The sequence below is a fragment of the Nonomuraea mangrovi genome (genome assembly GCF_042681425.1).
In the GTDB taxonomy this organism is placed as follows: domain Bacteria; phylum Actinomycetota; class Actinomycetes; order Streptosporangiales; family Streptosporangiaceae; genus Nonomuraea; species Nonomuraea mangrovi.
This window is the reverse complement of record NZ_JBHUFV010000005.1, coordinates 188,085-204,926: the sequence shown is the minus strand read 5'-3', so window position 1 is coordinate 204,926 and position 16,842 is coordinate 188,085. Positions and strand designations below refer to the sequence as shown.

The 16,842-nt window shown below is 71.1% G+C and carries 15 protein-coding genes and 1 pseudogene; 11 read left to right on the top strand and 5 right to left on the bottom strand.

Annotated elements, in window-relative coordinates; all coding sequences use genetic code 11:
• Positions 1-147: 147 nt before the first annotated feature.
• Complete coding sequence (locus ACFSKW_RS05170; RefSeq protein ID WP_379569659.1) at positions 148-714, top strand: TMEM165/GDT1 family protein; 567 nt, start codon at positions 148-150, stop codon at positions 712-714.
• An 81-nt stretch (positions 715-795) separates the two neighbouring features.
• Here the strand turns inward: ACFSKW_RS05170 and ACFSKW_RS05165 are convergent, their stop codons facing one another.
• Positions 796-1,263 (bottom strand): cupin domain-containing protein, encoded by a 468-nt coding sequence (locus ACFSKW_RS05165; protein ID WP_379569657.1) that lies wholly within the window; start codon positions 1,261-1,263, stop codon positions 796-798.
• Positions 1,264-1,331: 68 nt separating this feature from the next.
• Here ACFSKW_RS05165 and ACFSKW_RS05160 point away from each other — a divergent pair, with 68 nt between their 5' ends.
• Positions 1,332-1,502, top strand: coding sequence for a hypothetical protein (locus ACFSKW_RS05160; protein WP_379569655.1), 171 nt, complete (start codon positions 1,332-1,334; stop codon positions 1,500-1,502).
• Between the two features lie 23 nt (positions 1,503-1,525).
• Here the strand turns inward: ACFSKW_RS05160 and ACFSKW_RS05155 are convergent, their stop codons facing one another.
• A complete protein-coding gene (locus tag ACFSKW_RS05155) occupies positions 1,526-4,390 on the bottom strand; it encodes an ATP-binding protein (protein ID WP_379569653.1) in 2,865 nt (954 codons plus the stop codon).
• A gap of 90 nt (positions 4,391-4,480) precedes the next feature.
• The gene (locus ACFSKW_RS05150; RefSeq protein ID WP_379569651.1) at positions 4,481-4,633 is read right to left on the bottom strand and encodes a hypothetical protein; all 153 of its coding nucleotides are present in this window, start codon (positions 4,631-4,633) and stop codon (positions 4,481-4,483) included.
• A gap of 155 nt (positions 4,634-4,788) precedes the next feature.
• Between ACFSKW_RS05150 and ACFSKW_RS05145 the strand changes: the two genes are divergently transcribed.
• The 5 genes from ACFSKW_RS05145 (at position 4,789) to ACFSKW_RS05125 (ending at position 9,270) form a co-directional block, all read left to right on the top strand.
• The gene (locus ACFSKW_RS05145) at positions 4,789-5,841 is read left to right on the top strand and encodes a hypothetical protein (protein ID WP_379569649.1); all 1,053 of its coding nucleotides are present in this window, start codon (positions 4,789-4,791) and stop codon (positions 5,839-5,841) included.
• Between the two features lie 64 nt (positions 5,842-5,905).
• Positions 5,906-6,835: a deoxyribose-phosphate aldolase gene (deoC, locus tag ACFSKW_RS05140; RefSeq protein WP_379569647.1), complete on the top strand. Its 930-nt coding sequence runs from the start codon at positions 5,906-5,908 to the stop codon at positions 6,833-6,835.
• Between the two features lie 5 nt (positions 6,836-6,840).
• Positions 6,841-8,262 carry an aldehyde dehydrogenase family protein gene (locus tag ACFSKW_RS05135; protein WP_379569739.1) on the top strand — a complete coding sequence of 474 codons (1,422 nt, stop codon included), beginning with the start codon at positions 6,841-6,843 and terminating at the stop codon, positions 8,260-8,262.
• Positions 8,255-8,428, top strand: coding sequence for a hypothetical protein (locus ACFSKW_RS05130; RefSeq protein WP_379569645.1), 174 nt, complete (start codon positions 8,255-8,257; stop codon positions 8,426-8,428). The genes ACFSKW_RS05135 and ACFSKW_RS05130 overlap by 8 nt, the downstream gene beginning before the upstream one ends.
• Positions 8,425-9,270, top strand: a complete 846-nt coding sequence (locus ACFSKW_RS05125; RefSeq protein ID WP_379569643.1) for an aldehyde dehydrogenase family protein — start codon at positions 8,425-8,427, stop codon at positions 9,268-9,270. Before ACFSKW_RS05130 ends, ACFSKW_RS05125 begins: the two co-directional genes overlap by 4 nt.
• A gap of 247 nt (positions 9,271-9,517) precedes the next feature.
• Here ACFSKW_RS05125 and ACFSKW_RS05120 read toward each other — a convergent pair whose 3' ends face one another.
• Positions 9,518-11,833, bottom strand: coding sequence for a M28 family peptidase (locus ACFSKW_RS05120; RefSeq protein WP_379569641.1), 2,316 nt, complete (start codon positions 11,831-11,833; stop codon positions 9,518-9,520).
• Between the two features lie 130 nt (positions 11,834-11,963).
• On the opposite strand from ACFSKW_RS05120, the gene ACFSKW_RS05115 reads away from it, so the two are divergent.
• A complete protein-coding gene (locus tag ACFSKW_RS05115; protein WP_379569639.1) occupies positions 11,964-12,458 on the top strand; it encodes an NUDIX hydrolase in 495 nt (164 codons plus the stop codon).
• A 71-nt stretch (positions 12,459-12,529) separates the two neighbouring features.
• Here the strand turns inward: ACFSKW_RS05115 and ACFSKW_RS05110 are convergent, their stop codons facing one another.
• The gene (locus ACFSKW_RS05110) at positions 12,530-13,699 is read right to left on the bottom strand and encodes an SMI1/KNR4 family protein (protein WP_379569637.1); all 1,170 of its coding nucleotides are present in this window, start codon (positions 13,697-13,699) and stop codon (positions 12,530-12,532) included.
• Between the two features lie 182 nt (positions 13,700-13,881).
• On the opposite strand from ACFSKW_RS05110, the gene ACFSKW_RS05105 reads away from it, so the two are divergent.
• The 3 genes and pseudogenes from ACFSKW_RS05105 (at position 13,882) to ACFSKW_RS05095 (ending at position 16,680) form a co-directional block, all read left to right on the top strand.
• On the top strand, positions 13,882-14,733 hold the full coding sequence (locus ACFSKW_RS05105) for an SPFH domain-containing protein (protein ID WP_379569636.1): 852 nt from the start codon (positions 13,882-13,884) through the stop codon (positions 14,731-14,733).
• A pseudogene (locus tag ACFSKW_RS05100) lies at positions 14,726-14,926 on the top strand (type II toxin-antitoxin system antitoxin); the annotation flags it as partial. The gene ACFSKW_RS05105 and the pseudogene ACFSKW_RS05100, both read left to right, overlap by 8 nt.
• 116 nt (positions 14,927-15,042) lie before the next feature.
• Positions 15,043-16,680: an amidase gene (locus tag ACFSKW_RS05095; RefSeq protein WP_379569634.1), complete on the top strand. Its 1,638-nt coding sequence runs from the start codon at positions 15,043-15,045 to the stop codon at positions 16,678-16,680.
• Positions 16,681-16,842 lie beyond the last annotated feature (162 nt).

Here is a 16,842-nt window from a genome sequence, read left to right as displayed (position 1 = left end):
CAATTCGCGTGGTCGACATGCTGGCATCTGCCCGGTCACGCGGGCCTGTAACAGGCGGACGAGACCTTCGGCCTGGCAATCTCGCCGGGCCGAAGTTGTGCTGCCCTTTTTGAGTCGCTTCTGGTCCGGCCGTATGGAAGAGGACCGTTGGAAGCCTTCTGGATCAGTCTTGGCGTGATCTTCGTCGCGGAGCTGGGCGACAAGAGCCAGTTGATGGCGATGACGTTCGCCACCCGTTTCAAGCCGTGGCCCGTGCTGGCCGGCATCACGATAGCGACCACGGCGGTGCACCTGGTGAGCGTCGCCGTCGGCGGGCTGATCGGCGACGCGCTGCCGACCACCGCCATCTCGATCGTCGCGGGCCTCGCGTTCCTCGGATTCGCGCTGTGGACGCTGCGCGGCGACGAACTCACCGAGGAAGAGGCGCAGAAGGCCAAGCGGACCACCCGCAGCGCGCTGATCGCGGTGACGGTGGCGTTCTTCCTCAGCGAGCTGGGCGACAAGACGATGCTGGCCACGATCACGCTGGCCACGCAGCACGGCTGGCTCGGCACGTGGATCGGATCGACCGTGGGCATGGTCGCCGCCGACGCTCTGGCCATCGTGGTCGGGCGGATGCTCGGCCATCACCTGCCGGAGAAGGTCATCCGGTACGGCGCGGCCGCCGCCTTCGCCGTGTTCGGCGTGCTGCTCCTGCTGGAGCCCCTCTTCTAGGGCATGGTCGCCGCGCGGGGCTCAGGACCGGCCGCGGACCGCGAGCCCCGGACGGTCAGCCCTGGGCCGCCGTGATCTCCTTCAGTGCGAGGCGGTGCGGTAGCGGGCGCGGAACTCGGCGAGGAGTTCGTCCGTCACCTCGGCGCCCGCGGCCACGGCGGCGTGCACGTCGCGGAAGTATCCCTCGTATCCGGCGGGAGTGTAGAGGCACAACGCCCGTGCCGTTCCGGTACCCGCGTTGCGGAAGCCGTGGGGCGTTCCGCGCACCGCGGACAGCAGGTGCCCGGGCCCCACGGTGACCTCTCCGTCCCCGTTGTGCAGGGTCAACTCGCCTTCGAGGACGTAGAAGTACTCGTCGTGCTCCGCGTGCACATGCGGACGCGCCCCGACGATCCCCGCCTCCAGGGTGAACTCCTCGAACGCGAAGCGCCCGCCCGTGTGCTCGCCGGTCAGCCGGAAGAAGTGCGCCACCCCGGCGACATCGATCAGCTCGCCGTCCTCGGGGCGGCGCAGCAGCGGGCGCGGCGCGGGAACCTCGTGTTCGATCATGACCGCATTCTGGCAGAGCGGTGGGATCTCGATGTTCTCGGGTGGCTCGCCCGATCTCGGCTGGGGTCGTGCGCCCCTCCCGGCACCGGCTCGGCCGCGCGCGGGGCGGGCGTCGGCCTGGGCTGACCGTCGCCGCGGGCCAGGCCCGCCTGATCGGGTGCACGCCGACCTACATGAACGCTCCCGGCGGCGGCGCGCAGGTCCTGCTCACCTTCGCCGAGGAGGCGCGGGCCGGGTGAAGGGCATGCCCTGTCGCCGGGGCTCAGACCGTCAGCAACGCCATCCGGTGGGCGGCCGCGGTGGCCTCGCCTCTCGTCGAGACGCGTAGCTTGCCCAGGATGTTGGACACGTGCACGCTCACCGTCTTGGCCGAGATGAACAGCTCGGCGGCGATGTCCCTGTTGGTCCGGCCGAGGGCGACCAGCCGCAGCACCTCCAGCTCGCGCGGGGTGAGCAGCTCGGGCGAGGGGGCGCTCTCCTCCACCAGGGCGACGCCGAGGCGGCGGGTCAGGCCCTCGATCTCGGCGACCAGCGGCGGGGCGGGCAGCGCGGTCGCCAGCGGGTAGGCGGCGCGCAGTCGTACGGCGGCGCCTTCCTTGTCGCCGGTGTGGGCCAGCGCGGAGGCGGCCCGCAGCAGCGACTTGGCGTGGGAGTGGGGCCTGCCGAGCCGCTCCCAGGCGGCCGAGGCCGCGTCGAAGTCGCCGACGAAGGTCAGCCGGTAGGCCTCGGAGACCGGCCCGATGACGGCGAGCGAGCCGGCGACCTCGGTGGCCAGAGCGTGGACGACGGCCGCCCGCTCGGGAACCGCGGGGGCGGCGGCGTCGCACACGGTCCTGATGAGGGACAGCAGCCTCCAGGCCAGCCCTGCCTTGCTCGCCTGGGTGGGCCTGCTGAGCATGCGTTCGGCGACGGCGAGCGCGTGGTGGGGCTCGCCCTTGAGCAGGTGCCATCCGATGTGCAGGCGGGTGCTGTTGGTGATGTCCTGCATGAAGGCTTCAGGACGCTCGCTGAGCACGCCGAGCTCGGACAGGATGCCTTCCAGCAGGTCCAGCTCGCCCCTGGCCAGCGCGATGTCGGCGCGGGCGCGCATGAGGTGGTAGCGGGTGCTGATGGTGGGTCCGAGGCTGAGCGCGTGCTCGATGACCTGCACGGCCTCGTCCCACCTGCCGAGCGACTCCAGGCATTCGGCGAGGTTGTTGAGGATGAACGTGCCTGAGGCCCGTACCCTGCCGTATTTCTTGGCCAGCACCTCACCCTCGCGGGCCAGCTCGATGGCTTCGGCGGAGCGGCCGAGCTCGTTCAGCGCGTCGACGTTGTTGGCCATCGCGCGCAGGACGAGCTGGCCCGAGCCGACCTGCTCGCCGATGCGCATGGCACGCAGGTTCGCCTCGAAGGTGCGCTCGATCTCGCCGTCGAGGGAGTACCCGAGGGCCAGGTTCATGATCAGGTCGCCCTCGATGACCTGGAGCCCGAGTGTCCTGGCCAGCGCCAGGCCCTCCTCGGCGAGCGCGGTGCCCTCGGCGAGCTCGCCGGTGAGCATGAGGTGGCGGCTGAGCTTCACCAGCACGTCGGCGCGGGCGGGCCCGGGCTCGGGGACCAGGCTGAGAGCGTGCTTGAACTTCTCCATCGCGCCGGGCTTGGCCTTGGCCAGCTGGAGGTTGCCCCAGCGGACCAGTAGGGCGGCCACCCGCTCGGGTTCGGCGCGCTCGTCGAGCTGGTCGAGCGCGGCCTTGACGAACTTCACGCCCCTGTCGATGTCGGCGCAGGCGTGGCTGGCCTCCGAGGCGCGTTCGAGCACGGCGGTGTGGTCCACGCCGATGTCGCCGCAGGCGCCTGGCACCTTGTCCCACAGCATGAGGACGCGTTCGAGCAGGGGGATGGCCTCGGTGTAGGCGAACGCCCGGAACGACTTCTGCGCCGCCTCCCATGCCGAGATGAGCGCCCACTGGTCGTCACGCGCGCCGTACCAGTGGTGGGCGATCTCGACGGCCGCCCTGCCGGGCGGCACGAGAGCGCGGTCGCGGGAGATCTCCTCGGCGTAGCGCGCGTGCAGGCGCTGGTGCTCGCCTGGCAGGAGTTCGTCGTGGACGGCTTCTCGGATCAGCGCGTGCCTGAAGACGTAGGCCCGGTTGTCGGCGATCTGCAGCACGTTGCCCGCGATGGCGGGGCGCAGCGCCGTCTCCAGGTCGATGTCGGACAGCCCGCTGACCGCCGAGAGAAGAGCGTGGCCGACGCGGATGCCGCCCGCGGCGGCGATGCGCAGGACCCGCTGGGTGTCCTCGGGGAGGCGTTCGACCGAGCCGAGGATGAGGTCGGTGAGGGAGTCGGGCACCTCGCCCGCGCCGTCGTCGCACTCCATCAGGGCCTCGACGAACAGCGGGATGCCCTGGCTGCGCTGGTAGACGGTCTCGATGCGGGAGTACTGCGGGGTGGCGCCGAGGATGCCGGCCATCTGCGCGGCCACCTCGTCGCGCGACAGGCGCGGCAGGTCGAGCCGCATCACGCCCGCCACCCTGCCCAGCTCGGCCAGGACGGGCCGGAGGGGATGCTGGCGGTGCAGGTCGTCCGAGCGGTAGGTCAGGACCATGAGCAGCTGCGACTCGCGCAGGTTACGGCTCAGGAAGGCGATCAGGTCGCGGCTGGACCTGTCGGCCCAGTGGATGTCCTCGACGAGCAGGACGACGGGCCGCGACTCGGCCAGCCGTTCCAGCAGCGTGAGGAACTGCTCGAAGAGCCTGGCCCTGCCGGTGTCGGTCTCGCCGTCGGCGCTCGGCTCCCCGAATTCGGGCAGCAGCCTGGCCAGGTCGCGCTCCGCGCCGTCAGGCAGCAGCGCGCCGATCCTGGCTGTGCCCATCTCGCGGACGAGCTGGCGCAGCGCGGCGGTGAAAGGGGCGTACGCCAAACCGTCGGTGGACAGCTCGACGCAACCACCGAACAGCACGTGCGCGCCGTCGTTCGCGGCACACTCGGCGAAACTCTGCACCAGCCTGGTCTTGCCGACTCCTGCTTCTCCACCCAGCAGCACGGCGGTCGCCGCGCCCTTGCGGGCCTCGTCGAAGGACTCGGTCAGGACCGACAGCTCTGCTTCCCGTCCGACGAAGACTGGACTTACGGAACGCCCCAACACGTCCTCAAGCATGTCATATGACCCTTGGTGATTAGGGGGGTTGTGAGGCCCGGCCGCGAGGGAGGATGCGGCCGGGCTCTCTTGCGGTGGTCATGCCTTGCGGAGCTTGCCGAAGACCGAGCGGTGGCGACGCTCGGTCTCGCCGGACTTCTGGGCCTCCCGTACTCGACGGTGGGCGGCGGCCGCCTGGCGGAGCTCCTGCGTGTGGGACTGGATGAGCTGGTACTCAAGTTCGGGGTTCATAGCTGCTTTCTCCTGCTCTTTGCTGACATGTTTAAGATTCGCCCTAAGGCCCACCCCGCGGCATCGGTCGGATGCCTTATCTCTGCCGAACCTTCGGCTTAGGACTACCTAGGACACGCCTGAGTGCCGCCTTAGACAGGCCACGATGGTGCGGCGTGAAGCTATGGATGATCGCCGCGACGGTAGGCGCGCTGCTCGTCGCGGGCGTCCCCGTCGCAGCTCAGGACCGCGAATGGCGCGTCTCGGCCACGGCTGAGGCAAGCGTCTGGGGTGGTGTGGGCGAGGTGGGCGCCACCGGCCCGGACGACGCGTGGGTCATCCGCCCGGGACTGCCGCTCATGCGGTGGAACGGCGTGACATGGCAGGACGAGGCCGATCAGGCCATGCCGTACCTGGTCACCTCCCCAGGACCTGGGGTGAGCTGGAGGTTCGCCGACAATCCCGACCAGATCGAGGTCTACCGGTTCGTGGAGGGACAGTGGAGCAGCCTGCCGATCGCCGTGGAGTCCGCGCATGTGACGGCCGCGGCGTCCACGGGCGCCGGCGACTGCTGGGCGGCGGGGCTCAGGTTCGGGCCGCGCGGCATGACGGACGAGCTCTGGCACTGGTCCGGTACGGCATGGCAGACGGTGGCCGCGCCGTACCCGATCAGCGACTTCGCCGCCGTGTCCGCGCGGGAGGTGTGGGCGCTGAGCAGCCCCGGCGAGGACAAGCTCGGCTACGACGGCGAGCGCGTCGCCTCCATCCTGCGGTGGAACGGCAGGCAGTGGACGCGCACGCCGCTTCCTGCGATGGAACTGCCCATGGGCGGCTACCTGGAGCTCAACGACATCGCCATGCCGTACGAGGGGCTGGGGTACGCGGTCGGGGCGATCACGGTGGGCGGCCTGCCGCTCGAGGCGGTCGTCCTGCGCTGGGACGGCACGTCATGGCAGCGGCTCGACCACCGCGCGCTCTCGACCACCTATACATACGTGGCCACCGACGGAGGGAGCGGACTGTGGCTAGGCGCGGCACGGCCACGGCAGTCGGGGGCGCTTGTCCGCTTCGTCGACGGCGCGTGGTCGGAGATCCCTTTGCGTTCGCCCGGCGCGCCGCGCACGGAGATCAGAGGGTTGACCAACGTGCCGGGCACCACGCGGATGTGGGCGACGGTGGAGATCGGAGCCCCCACGGGGGTACGGCAATTGGTGCTGACCTATCAATGAACATTCCGGCAGGTCCGGTTTGGAACTACCCGTCCCGGTCGGCGATGCTGTGATGGTGTCAACTGTGACTACCTCGCTCGTGGACGTGGCCTCCTCCGATGCCACTCTGCGAGCCTTCCTGCACGGCCTGCCCGGTGTCGACCGGGTGGGCGCGGACCAGCGGGCGGCGATGCTGTCCACCCGCTCCATCAAGACGACCGCCAAGGCGGAGGCCATCGACCTGGCCATCTCCATGGTCGATCTGACCACCCTGGAGGGCGCCGACACCGCCGGCAAGGTCAAGGCGATGTGCACCAAGGCGATGTACACCGCCGCGGGAGCGCCGAAGGTGGCCGCGGTCTGCGTCTATCCCGACCTGGTGCCGGTGGCGGTCGAGGCGCTGCGCGGCTCGGGGGTGAAGGTCGCCTCGGTGGCCACCGCGTTCCCCAGCGGCCGCTCCTCGCTCGAGGTGAAGGTGAGCGACACCGCGCTGGCCGTCGCCGCCGGCGCCGACGAGATCGACATGGTGATCGACAGGGGCGCGTTCCTGTCCGGCGACTACGTGAAGGTGTTCGAGGAGATCGTCGCGGTGAAGGCCGCCTGTGGCGACGCCCACCTGAAGGTGATCCTGGAGACGGGCGAGCTGGCGACCTACGACAACGTACGGCGCGCCTCGTGGCTGGCGATGATCGCCGGAGCCGACTTCATCAAGACCTCCACCGGCAAGGTCGCCCCCGCGGCCACGCTGCCGGTGACGCTGGTCATGCTCGAGGCCGTGCGCGACTTCCGGGCACAGACCGGCCGCCAGGTCGGTGTGAAGCCCGCGGGCGGGATCCGCACGACCAAGGACGCGATCAAGAACCTCGTGCTGGTCAACGAGACCGTCGGCGAGGACTGGCTGAACCCCGACTGGTTCAGGCTGGGCGCCTCCTCGCTGCTGAACGACCTGCTCATGCAGCGGCAGAAGCTCGCCACAGGCCGGTACGCCGGTCCCGACTACTTCACCCTGGACTGATGACGATGGTGTTCGAGTACGCCCCCGCACCCGAGTCGCGTGACGTCGTCGACATCAAGGCGTCGTACGGGCTGTTCATCAACGGCGAGTTCGTGGACGGCACAGGGCCCGCGTTCAAGACGGTCAACCCGGCCACCGAGGAGACGCTGGCCGAGATCGCCTCGGCCTCCTCCGACGACGTGGACCGGGCGGTGCAGGCGGCCCGCAAGGCGTTCGGCGTCTGGTCGTCACTGCCCGGCTCCGAGCGCGCCAAGTACCTCTTCAGGATCGCCAGGATCATCCAGGAGCGGGCGCGGGAACTGGCCGTCCTGGAGTCGCTGGACAACGGCAAGCCGATCCGCGAGTCGCGGGACGTCGACGTGCCGCTCGTCGCCGCGCACTTCTTCTACTACGCGGGCTGGGCCGACAAGCTCGCCTACGCCGGCTTCGGCGACCGGCCGCTGGGCGTGGCGGGCCAGGTCATCCCGTGGAACTTCCCGCTGCTGATGCTGGCCTGGAAGATCGCCCCCGCCCTGGCGTGCGGCAACACGGTGGTGCTCAAGCCCGCCGAGACCACGCCGCTGAGCGCGCTGCTGTTCGCCGAGATCTGCCAGCAGGCCGAGCTGCCGCCCGGCGTCGTCAACATCGTCACCGGCGCGGGCGAGACCGGCGCCGCCGTCGTCGCGCACCCCGACGTCAACAAGGTCGCCTTCACCGGGTCCACCGAAGTGGGCAGGATCATCGCCCGTACGGTGGCCGGCACGTCGAAGAAGCTCACGCTGGAGCTCGGCGGCAAGGCCGCCAACATCGTCTTCGACGACGCCGCGATCGACCAGGCGGTCGAAGGCATCGTCAACGGCATCTTCTTCAACCAGGGACACGTGTGCTGCGCGGGATCGCGGCTCCTGGTGCAGGAGTCGGTCCAGGACGAACTGCTCGACTCGCTCAAGCGCCGGCTGTCCACGCTCCGCCTCGGCGACCCGCTGGACAAGAACACCGACATCGGGGCGATCAACTCCGCCGAGCAGCTCGCCAAGATCAAGGAACTGTCGCAGGCGGGGGAGGCGGAGGGCGCCGAACGCTGGTCGCCCGTCTGCCCGCTGCCCGACAAGGGCTTCTGGTTCCCCCCGACGATCTTCACGGGGGTGGCGCAGTCGCACCGCGTGGCCCGCGAGGAGATCTTCGGCCCCGTGCTGTCGGTGCTGACGTTCCGCACCCCGGCCGAAGCCGTCGAGAAGGCCAACAACACGCCCTACGGCCTGTCCGCCGGCGTGTGGACGGAGAAGGGGTCGCGCATCCTGTGGATGGCCGACCGGCTGCGGGCCGGCGTCGTCTGGGCCAACACCTTCAACAAGTTCGACCCGACCTCGCCCTTCGGCGGCTACAAGGAGTCGGGGTACGGCCGTGAAGGCGGTCTCGCGGGTCTGGAGGCCTACCTTGATGTGTGATCATCGCCTGCGGCGCAGGCGGGCCAGGCGCGCCCACGCCACCCGCGGCCACGCCTACGCCCGCGCGGGCCGCCCCGTGCGGACCGGCTGGTTCGCCCACCGCTGCGGAGTCAGCCGCTGCGGTCAGATCTTCGTTCCCGTACGGCCGGCGGAGGAGAAGCGATGAGCAGGCTGACTGTTCGCAAGACCTACAAGCTGTTCATCGGCGGGGCGTTCCCGCGCTCCGAGAGCGGAAGGTCGTACGTCGTGACGTCCCCGAAGGGCGACTTCCTGGCCAACGCGTCCAGGGCCTCGCGCAAGGACGCGCGCGACGCCGTGACGGCCGCGCGCAAGGCGTTCCCCGGATGGTCGTCGGCCACGCCGTACAACAGGGGGCAGATCCTCTACCGCGTCGCCGAGATGCTGGAAGGCCGCCGCGCCCAGTTCGCCGAGGAGATCGGCGGCGGGAAGAAGGCGGCGCTCGAGCAGGTGGACGCGGCCATCGACCGGCTCGTCTGGTACGCGGGCTGGTCCGACAAGATCGCCTCGGTGCGGGGGTCGGCCAACCCCGTGGCAGGGCCGTACTTCAACCTGTCCTCGCCCGAGCCGACCGGAGTGGTCGCGGTGATCGCGCCCGCTGACCCGCTGCTCGGGCTCGTCTCCGTCGTCGCACCGGTCATCGTCACGGGCAACACGTGCGTGGTCGTGGCGTCGGAACGGTCACCGCTGGCCTCTATCACGCTGGCCGAGGTGCTGGCCACCTCCGACCTGCCCGGCGGGGTGGTCAACGTCCTCACGGGGCACCAGGCCGAGATCGCGCCGTGGCTGGCGGCCCACATGGACGTCAACGGGCTCGACCTGACCGGGGTGACGGACACGGACCTGGCGCTACGCTGCGAGCAGGAGGCGGCCGAGAACCTCAAGCGCGTGCTCAGGCCCGCTGAGGGCGACTGGGGCGCGGACCCGGGAATCGGCCGGATGACGGCCTTCCTGGAGACCAAGACGGTCTGGCATCCGGCGGGCGTCTAAGGGACGGCACGCCCGCCGCCACCCGACGCACGGCCTTGGGCCGGGTGGCGGCAGACGCCGCCGGTCAAGGGCACCTGGTGCCCGGCCACGAGAAACAGCCGTCGTGAGATGAGCTCGTTCAGCCAGTCGCCGTGGGCCGAGCCGCCACTGATCCACGTCTTTCAGCGGTGCCGTGTAGGTCACTGTGACAACGAACATGCCTGAATTGCGGCAGGTGAGGCCGGGGAAGATCGCAGGGCGGCCGGGGTCACAGGGTGAAGGTGCGGGTGATCGCGATGAGGTCGCCGTCTTCGCGGGTGGCCGCCACCAGGCCCGGCGGCCGGGGGGTGAAGCCGGGCACCGCGGCCAGGCCGTCCGTCTCGGCGATCGCGGTGAGGCGGACCCGGCCCGCGCCCGGCACCCGTACCGTGATCAGCGCGCCCTTGGCGGGAATGCCGCGGAAGCGGATCTCGGCCGGCCAGGTGTTGACCCGCGTGCCCGAGACGGGGACGGTCACCGCGTCCATCTCGGCGGCCGACGCCGTCACCTCCGTGATCGGCTGATCGAGTCGCAGCGTGACCGAGCGCGCGCCCCGCCCGGCGGTCACGCGCAGCCTGAACGTGTCCCCGCGGCGTGCGAGCACGGAGACTCTGGGGCCGTCGGCCTGGACCGCCGGTGCGGCGCCGGTCCACAGCGTGCCCCGCGCGTATCCCTCGGGCAGCGCCGTGACGTCGCGTCCGGACACGTACCGCCTGGTCCACTCGCCGGGATCGGTGTCGGCGCTGACCCACCGCGCGTCGCGGGTGTCGGCGTCCATGACGTACGCCAGATGGGTGCGCCGCGGATGCTCGGCGTCGAACCGGTCCGTCACCAGTCCCGCGCCGGTCAGCACCACCGCGAGTCCCGCGGCCGCCAGGGGCACGGTGGCCATGATGCCGCGGCCCGGCCCGCGGTCGGGTCCGGGCAGGAACAGCTCCACGACCGGCAGCGCCGTCAGCCCGAACAGCGCCAGCACGAACCCCGGCGCGCCGCCGAGCGCGAGCCCCATCCCGTCGAAGGCGTTCCCCGCCAGGGCGGGCAGCAGCATCGCGGCCGTCGCCGTGCCCAGCGTCGTCGCGGCGACCCGCCCCCACACGGGCCCGGGAAGCAGGAGAGCGGCCAGCCCGCCGAGCGCGCAGGACAGCGCGGGCAGCGCGAACATGTAGGACGCCCCAGGCGCGGCCTGGGCGCACAGCACGCCGAGCCCGGCCGGCCATACCAGCGCGCCGACGGCCAGCGCCGCGGGCCCGAGCCTGCGCCGCAGCGGCAGGTACCAGCTCAGCAGCGCCAGACCTGACAGGGCCACGATGGCCGCCTGGAACCCCTGCGGGCGGTGCAGCAGCCCGCCCATCCCGTCGTACTCGGGCCGCCAGGCCACCAGCAGCTCCCACAGCGCCTGCGCCAGGACCACCGACACCACGAGCGGCACGACGGCCGAGACGGCTGCGGCGAGCAGGCGGGGAACGCCGGCCAGCCGCATCCGGCGCGCGAGCAGCGCCAGCCCCGCCACCGCGAGTACGGCGAGCACAGCCAGCGGCCAGACGAGCCCGCCAGGGTAGGTGACCATGGTCCCGAAGACCCTGAAGTAGGTGACGTCGTGGTCGGAGGCCAGCGCGGGCAGATCGGCGTCGCCCAGGGCTCGGGTGAGCGCCAGCATGTTCTCGCCGTGGTGCTGCAGGCTGCCGCGGTCGAGGTTCGCGATGGAGTCGCCGGCGGTGTGGTAGTGCGAGGAGCCCTCGATGTAGGCGAAGTTCAAGCCGGTGAACCCGGCCTTGGTCAGCGGGGTGAAGTCGGTGTTGTTCGGCAGCAGCCGGTACAGCTCGCCCATCGAGGAGTCGCCGCGCGGACGCGGCACGCCGTTCACGAACGCTTCTACCAGCCCCGCGTTGTTCCTCGAGGTCTGGAACATCAGCGAGGGGCCGCCGACCCCGCGGGCCTCCCAGTTCAGCAGCACGCCGCCCTTGCGGCCCAGCGGGTGCTCCCGGACGAACGCCTCGGCGCCCAGCACGCCGTCCTCCTCGCCGTCCGACATCAGCAGGACCACGTCGTTACGCAGCCCGCCGCCCGCCCGCAGCGCCCGCACGGTCTCCACCATCGCCGCGACCGCCGCGCCGTCGTCCGAGGCGCCCGGTCCCATGGCCGCGGAGTCGTAGTGCGCGGCGATCAGCACGGTGCCCGTCGAGTCCGTGCCGGGCAGGGTGGCCACGATGTTGTCCACCTGGCCGAACGTCGCCAGGCCCGTCGACGACCACGCCCCGACGGAACGCTGGATCCCGACCTCGAGTCCCGCCGCGCGCAGTTGCCCAGCCAGGTAGTCCCTGGCCCGGTCGCCTGCGGGACTGCCGAGGGGGCGCGGCACGGCGGCGAAGCTCTCGAGGTGGGCGAGCGCCCGTTCGGCGCTGAACTCCCCGCCCGGCGCGGAGGCGGGGCGCGGCTGCGCCGTGCTGTCCGTCATCGCGGTCAATATGATCACTCCGGCCAGCGCGAGCAGGGCTGACATCCCCGCCAGCACGCGGCGTGGGACGTCGAAGAACTTTCCCGTCATGGGCAGGAACGTTAGGTTCCGTCGCCTGGCCGCCGTAATGATGCGCATACCCGGATAGACCTGTGGTTTTCCACAGGTTCGGGCCTTCGCTTCGCCTCACCTGTCGACGCCGCTTCGGTAGGGTTTCGGCGTGCCGAGATTAGAGCTGCGCCGGTCGGTCAGGGCCATCCTGGTCGATGAGGATGACCACGTACTCCTTTGCTGCCACGATCTGACGTCCAGGGGCGGGCCCGTCGTGTGGGCGATGCCGGGCGGCGGGGTGGAACCCGGTGAGTCCGATCTCACGGCTCTTCGGCGCGAACTGGACGAGGAAGTCGGTCTCGCTCTGCGCGACGATCCCCTCCACGTGTGGCATCAGGAGGTACGGGGCCCGGACTACGCGGACGGGCATGACGGCGTGATCAATGATTACTTCCTGATCCGGACGCCGCGCTTCGCGCCCCGCGGGTCGTGGACGGACCGGCAACTGGCCGCAGAGAACATCACCCGCTTCCGGTGGTGGACGGTCGCCGACATCGCGGCCCACGGCGGTGAAGAGGTCTTCTCGCCGCGCGCCCTCGCCGACAGGCTCCGGTCGCTCCTGACGGACGGCCTCCCCGCCGAACCGATCCCCATGGGCCTCTGACCCCGGCCACCCTCTTCGGGGATCTTCGATCGTGCGGGATCCTGAGGAGCCGGCGTGCCTGATCAGAGCCGTCACCCGCGTCGCATGGCGAGGATCTCTCGCCCTCGCTCCGGCGTGATCAGCCGAGCTACCTGGGGGTCGGCCAGCAGGGCGATGGGGGCGAGATGGTCGTCGCTTCGCGGACGCCACATCGAGAGGGCGTCTCGTAGGCGCGGCCAGGCATCGTCCCGGACGGGGTCGGCGGTCGCGGCGCGCACCGCGGCGTCGAACTCCGTGCCGCCGAACCGAACCTGGAAGCCCAGCGCGCTCGCCTGCCGCCGGTAGTCGGCGATCAGTCGCTGGACAGGTTCGGGCCCGTGCTCCGCCAACCTGGCGAGAGTGGAACGGGAACGGCACCCATCGTCGATGCGCTCGTGCTCGGCGAAGAGGACAGGCAGGACCTCGGCCAAGAGGAGGGGAGCGTCGAGGTGCCGGCTAGGAGCGTCGCCACGCCTCAATGCCGACTCGATCCGTTCACCTGCGTCGGTGGAGCCCAGCATGACCGCCATCTGGAACAGCAGGACCTCGGCGCGGTCGCGGCCGAATCGCGCGGCCTCCTCCAGCACCGCTAGCGGCCCGTCGACCTCACCCGCCAGGCTCGACCGGCGGGCTTGCTCGATTCTCGCGTCCCACTCACGCTGGGTCTGACACTGCGGGCGGTCCAGCGCGTGGAAGCCGGCATGAAGGTCGTACATCAGCTCGTAGAAGGAGACGTGCCGTTCCGGGCCCGTGGCCCTCCATGAGAACAGCTCGTAGGCGGCCCATTCTCCGTGCTCATCCACGTCTTCCGGGTCGAGGAACAGGATGCCCGCGTCCGCCTCCAGCGAGATCAGCAAGGCCCGCCGCAGCATGGCAAGCTCGCCGCTTTCGTCCTCCTCTCCGTAGACGTCCTCGAAGATCTCGGCCCACATCGGGTCCAGGTCACGCAGCCACCCGAGCTCGTCTGCGCCGCGGAGCCGGTTGACGAACGAGCCGGCGTCCCGCCAGCCATCGGTCACCAGGAGGAACTCACGCAACGACGGCGGCAGCCTGCGGCCCAGCCGCGCCTCGGCCGCGGCCACCTGCGCGGCGGAGGCAGGCGGGAAGCCCAGCCAACCGTCGATGACCGGCTCCTCGAACGCCGAGCGTGGCTCCACGTCGTGGACCGCGAGCCACTCCTCACTCCAGCGCTTCAAGAACGGCTTCCAGACGTCATGGTTCACGGGGCACTCCTGCACATCGGTCATGTCGCGCTCATCCCAGCAGAGACCACCGACATTCAGCGATCGCTCGAGGAAGAGGCCCGGGTCGAGGCCAGACGACCGCCGCGGGCTGCTTGGGGGTGCGCGCCGCGCTGCCGGGTGAGCTATCGTGGTGATATCACTTCGATACCAGGAGGATGTGGATGGAGAGAAGAGCTTTCCGGCTGAACGGTTTCCTCGTCCTCGCCGTGCTGATCGTGCTGGGCGCCCTGGCCGCCGTCGTCGGCCTGGGAAGGGGCGAGGCCATGACGGCCGTCCTCGCGATCGCGTGGTCCGTGGTGGCGGTCGTCGTCCTGACCGGCTTCACCGTGATCAACCCCAACGAGGCCAAGGTCGTCCAGTTCCTCGGACGCTACGTGGGCTCGATCGCCGACGCGGGGTTCCAGTGGGTCCTGCCGTTCACCAGCAAGCGTAAGATCACACTCAGGGTGCGCAACTTCGAGACGGCCAAGCTCAAGGTCAACGACGCCGACGGCAACCCGGTGGAGATCGCCGCGGTGGTCGTCTACAAGGTCGTGGAGACGGCGAGGGCGACGTTCTCCGTCGACGACTACGAGGAGTACGTCGCGATCCAGTCGGAGGCCGCGGTGCGGCACCTGGCCACCACGCACCCGTACGACTCGCACGAGCCCGACCGGACCAGCCTGCGTGAGGGCGCGGAGGTGGCCACCGAGCTGACGACGGAGCTGCGGGACCGGACGGAGCTGGCGGGCGTCGAAGTGCTGGAGGCCCGCATCACCCACCTCGCCTACGCCCCCGAGATCGCGCAGGCCATGCTCGTACGGCAGCAGGCCGCCCAGGTCGTCGCGGCGCGCACGCGCATCGTCGAGGGCGCGGTCGGGATGGTCCAGCTCGCGCTCGACCGGCTGGCCGCCGAGGGCGTGGTCGACCTGGACGAGGAGCGCAAGGCGCAGATGGTGTCCAACCTCCTGGTCGTGCTCTGCGGCGACCGGGCGACCCAGCCGGTGGTGAACACCGGCAGCCTGTATGCCTGACACGGACGACGAGCAGGGTCCGACGACGCGGGGCGCACGAGCGTCCGAGCGGAAGAAGCTCCTGCTCCGGCTCGATCCAGCGGTCCACGAGGCGATCGCCAAGTGGGCCGCGGACGACCTGCGGAGCGTCAACGCGCAGATCGAGTACGCGCTGCGCCTGGCGCTGAGGCAGGCGGGCAGGGAGCCCCGGTCGTGACCCCGCCGGCCCTGCGGCTCCGCCGTCCCCCGTGAGCCCCCATCGGGACCGTGACGGATAGTAGCCGGACGCCGCCTCTGGTGGACGCCTTCCGCTGAGGACAGAATCGGTTCATGGTGTGGGCAGGCAGGTCCGCGATCGAGATCGCGGCGGCCGTACGCCAGGGGGAGGCATCGGCCATCGCGGTCGTCGAGGAGCATCTCCGCGCGATCGCCGAACGGGATGTCGAGGTCGGCGCGTTCAGGATCGTCAGGGAGCAGGCGGTCGACGAGGCGCGCGCCGTACAGAAGAGGGCGGATCTGGACGCGCTGCCGCTGGCGGGCGTGCCCGTCGCGGTGAAGGACAACCTGGCGGTCGAGGGCGAGTGCTCGCGCAACGGGTCGAGGGCGACGTCGGCGGCGCTCGCGCAGGGGGACCACCCGGCGGTGGCGCGGCTGCGGGCGGCCGGCGCGGTCGTGGTCGGGCTGACGAACGTGCCCGAGCTGTGCCTGGTCGGGGTGGGTGACAGCGCGTTCGGGACGGTCAGGAACCCGCACGACCCCGCGCGCACGGCAGGCGGTTCGTCGAGCGGGAGCGCGGCGGCGGTGGCCGCGGGCATGGTGCCCGTCTCGCTCGGGAACGACGGGCTCGGCTCGCTCAGGATCCCGGCCGCCGGCTGCGGGGTGTTCACGCTCAAGCCCGGCCCCGGTGTGGTGCCGCCGCCCACGCGTGACTGGCGGGGAATGTCGGAGAACGGGCCGCTGGCACGCTCGGCCGCCGACCTGGCGCTCGCGCTGTCGGTGCTGGCGGGCGAGCCGGGCCTCGCCACCGCATGGAGGGAATGGCCGCCCGCGTTACCCGAGGACGACGATGAGGACTCCGAGGACGACGACTGGCTGCTCAGACCGCCCCGCGCCCTCGCGCCGGTACGGCCCGGCCTGCGCGTCGCCTACGCGCCGCAGCCGTTGCCGCCGGGGTTCGGCATGGACGCGGAGTTCGCCCAGGCGACCGTCGCCGCCGCCGAACGGCTGCGCGAAGCCGGTCACACCGTCGTCGAACACCCGGAGCGGCTGCCCGCCGAACTCGGGCCGTCGGCCGTCGCGACGTGGCTGGCGTGCGCGGCCGACGAGGCCGCCCACCTGGACAGGGGGCTCATGGAGCGCCGCACCCGCGCCCTGGCCCGCGCGGGCCGCGTGCTGGGCAGGTTCGGCCTAGACGGCCGCAGGGTCCGCGAACGCTGGCGCGACTACGGCGCCGACCAGTGGTTCGGCAACGCCGACGTGCTACTCACCCCGACCCTGGCCACGCTCCCGCCGCCCGCGGACCGCTGGGGCTCGCGCGGGCTGCTGCGCAACGTCCTGGTCAACGTCCGCAGCGGCCCCGCCACCGCCCCGTGGAACCTGGCGGGCTGGCCCGCCCTGTCGCTGCCTTACGGCAGCCATTCCAGCGGACTGCCCATCGGCCTCCAGCTGGTCGCCCCGCCCGGCGGCGAGCCCTACCTGCTGCTGCTCGCCGCCCACCTCACCACCCATTCCGTCCCCTCCACCCCGCCGGCTCCGACCCCTCCTGCCCCGTCTGCTCCTTCCATCTCCGCCACGCCCAACCCGTCCATCCCTTTCAACCCGTCCATCCCTTCCAGCCCGTCCATCCCTTCCAGCCCGTCCATCCCTTCCAGCCCGTCCATCCCTTCCAGCCCGTCCATCCCTTCCAGTCCGTCCATCCCTTCCAGTCCGTACGGCAAGCCCGGCCAAGCCCACCGCGGTCACCGGTGACCGCCCGTCCACCACGCGTGCTCCAGCAGGACTCCGGCCGCCGCCGTAACGTCGCCCCCAACCTGCACCTGCCAGAACCGACGGGTCGCTGCCTGTCTGCGGTCGATCGGCCGGTTGTCGGGTGATCCTGGGTCGATCGGTGGGTTGTCGGGTGGCTCCGGG

Coding starts and splice junctions, on each gene's coding strand:
- ACFSKW_RS05125 (WP_379569643.1), top strand. CDS start 8,425: ATGAGCAGGCTGACTGTTCGCAAGACCTACAAGCTGTTCATCGGCGGG.
- ACFSKW_RS05105 (WP_379569636.1), top strand. CDS start 13,882: ATGGAGAGAAGAGCTTTCCGGCTGAACGGTTTCCTCGTCCTCGCCGTG.
- ACFSKW_RS05130 (WP_379569645.1), top strand. CDS start 8,255: ATGTGTGATCATCGCCTGCGGCGCAGGCGGGCCAGGCGCGCCCACGCC.
- ACFSKW_RS05095 (WP_379569634.1), top strand. CDS start 15,043: ATGGTGTGGGCAGGCAGGTCCGCGATCGAGATCGCGGCGGCCGTACGC.
- ACFSKW_RS05120 (WP_379569641.1), bottom strand. CDS start 11,833: ATGACGGGAAAGTTCTTCGACGTCCCACGCCGCGTGCTGGCGGGGATG.
- ACFSKW_RS05135 (WP_379569739.1), top strand. CDS start 6,841: ATGGTGTTCGAGTACGCCCCCGCACCCGAGTCGCGTGACGTCGTCGAC.
- ACFSKW_RS05150 (WP_379569651.1), bottom strand. CDS start 4,633: ATGAACCCCGAACTTGAGTACCAGCTCATCCAGTCCCACACGCAGGAG.
- ACFSKW_RS05165 (WP_379569657.1), bottom strand. CDS start 1,263: ATGATCGAACACGAGGTTCCCGCGCCGCGCCCGCTGCTGCGCCGCCCC.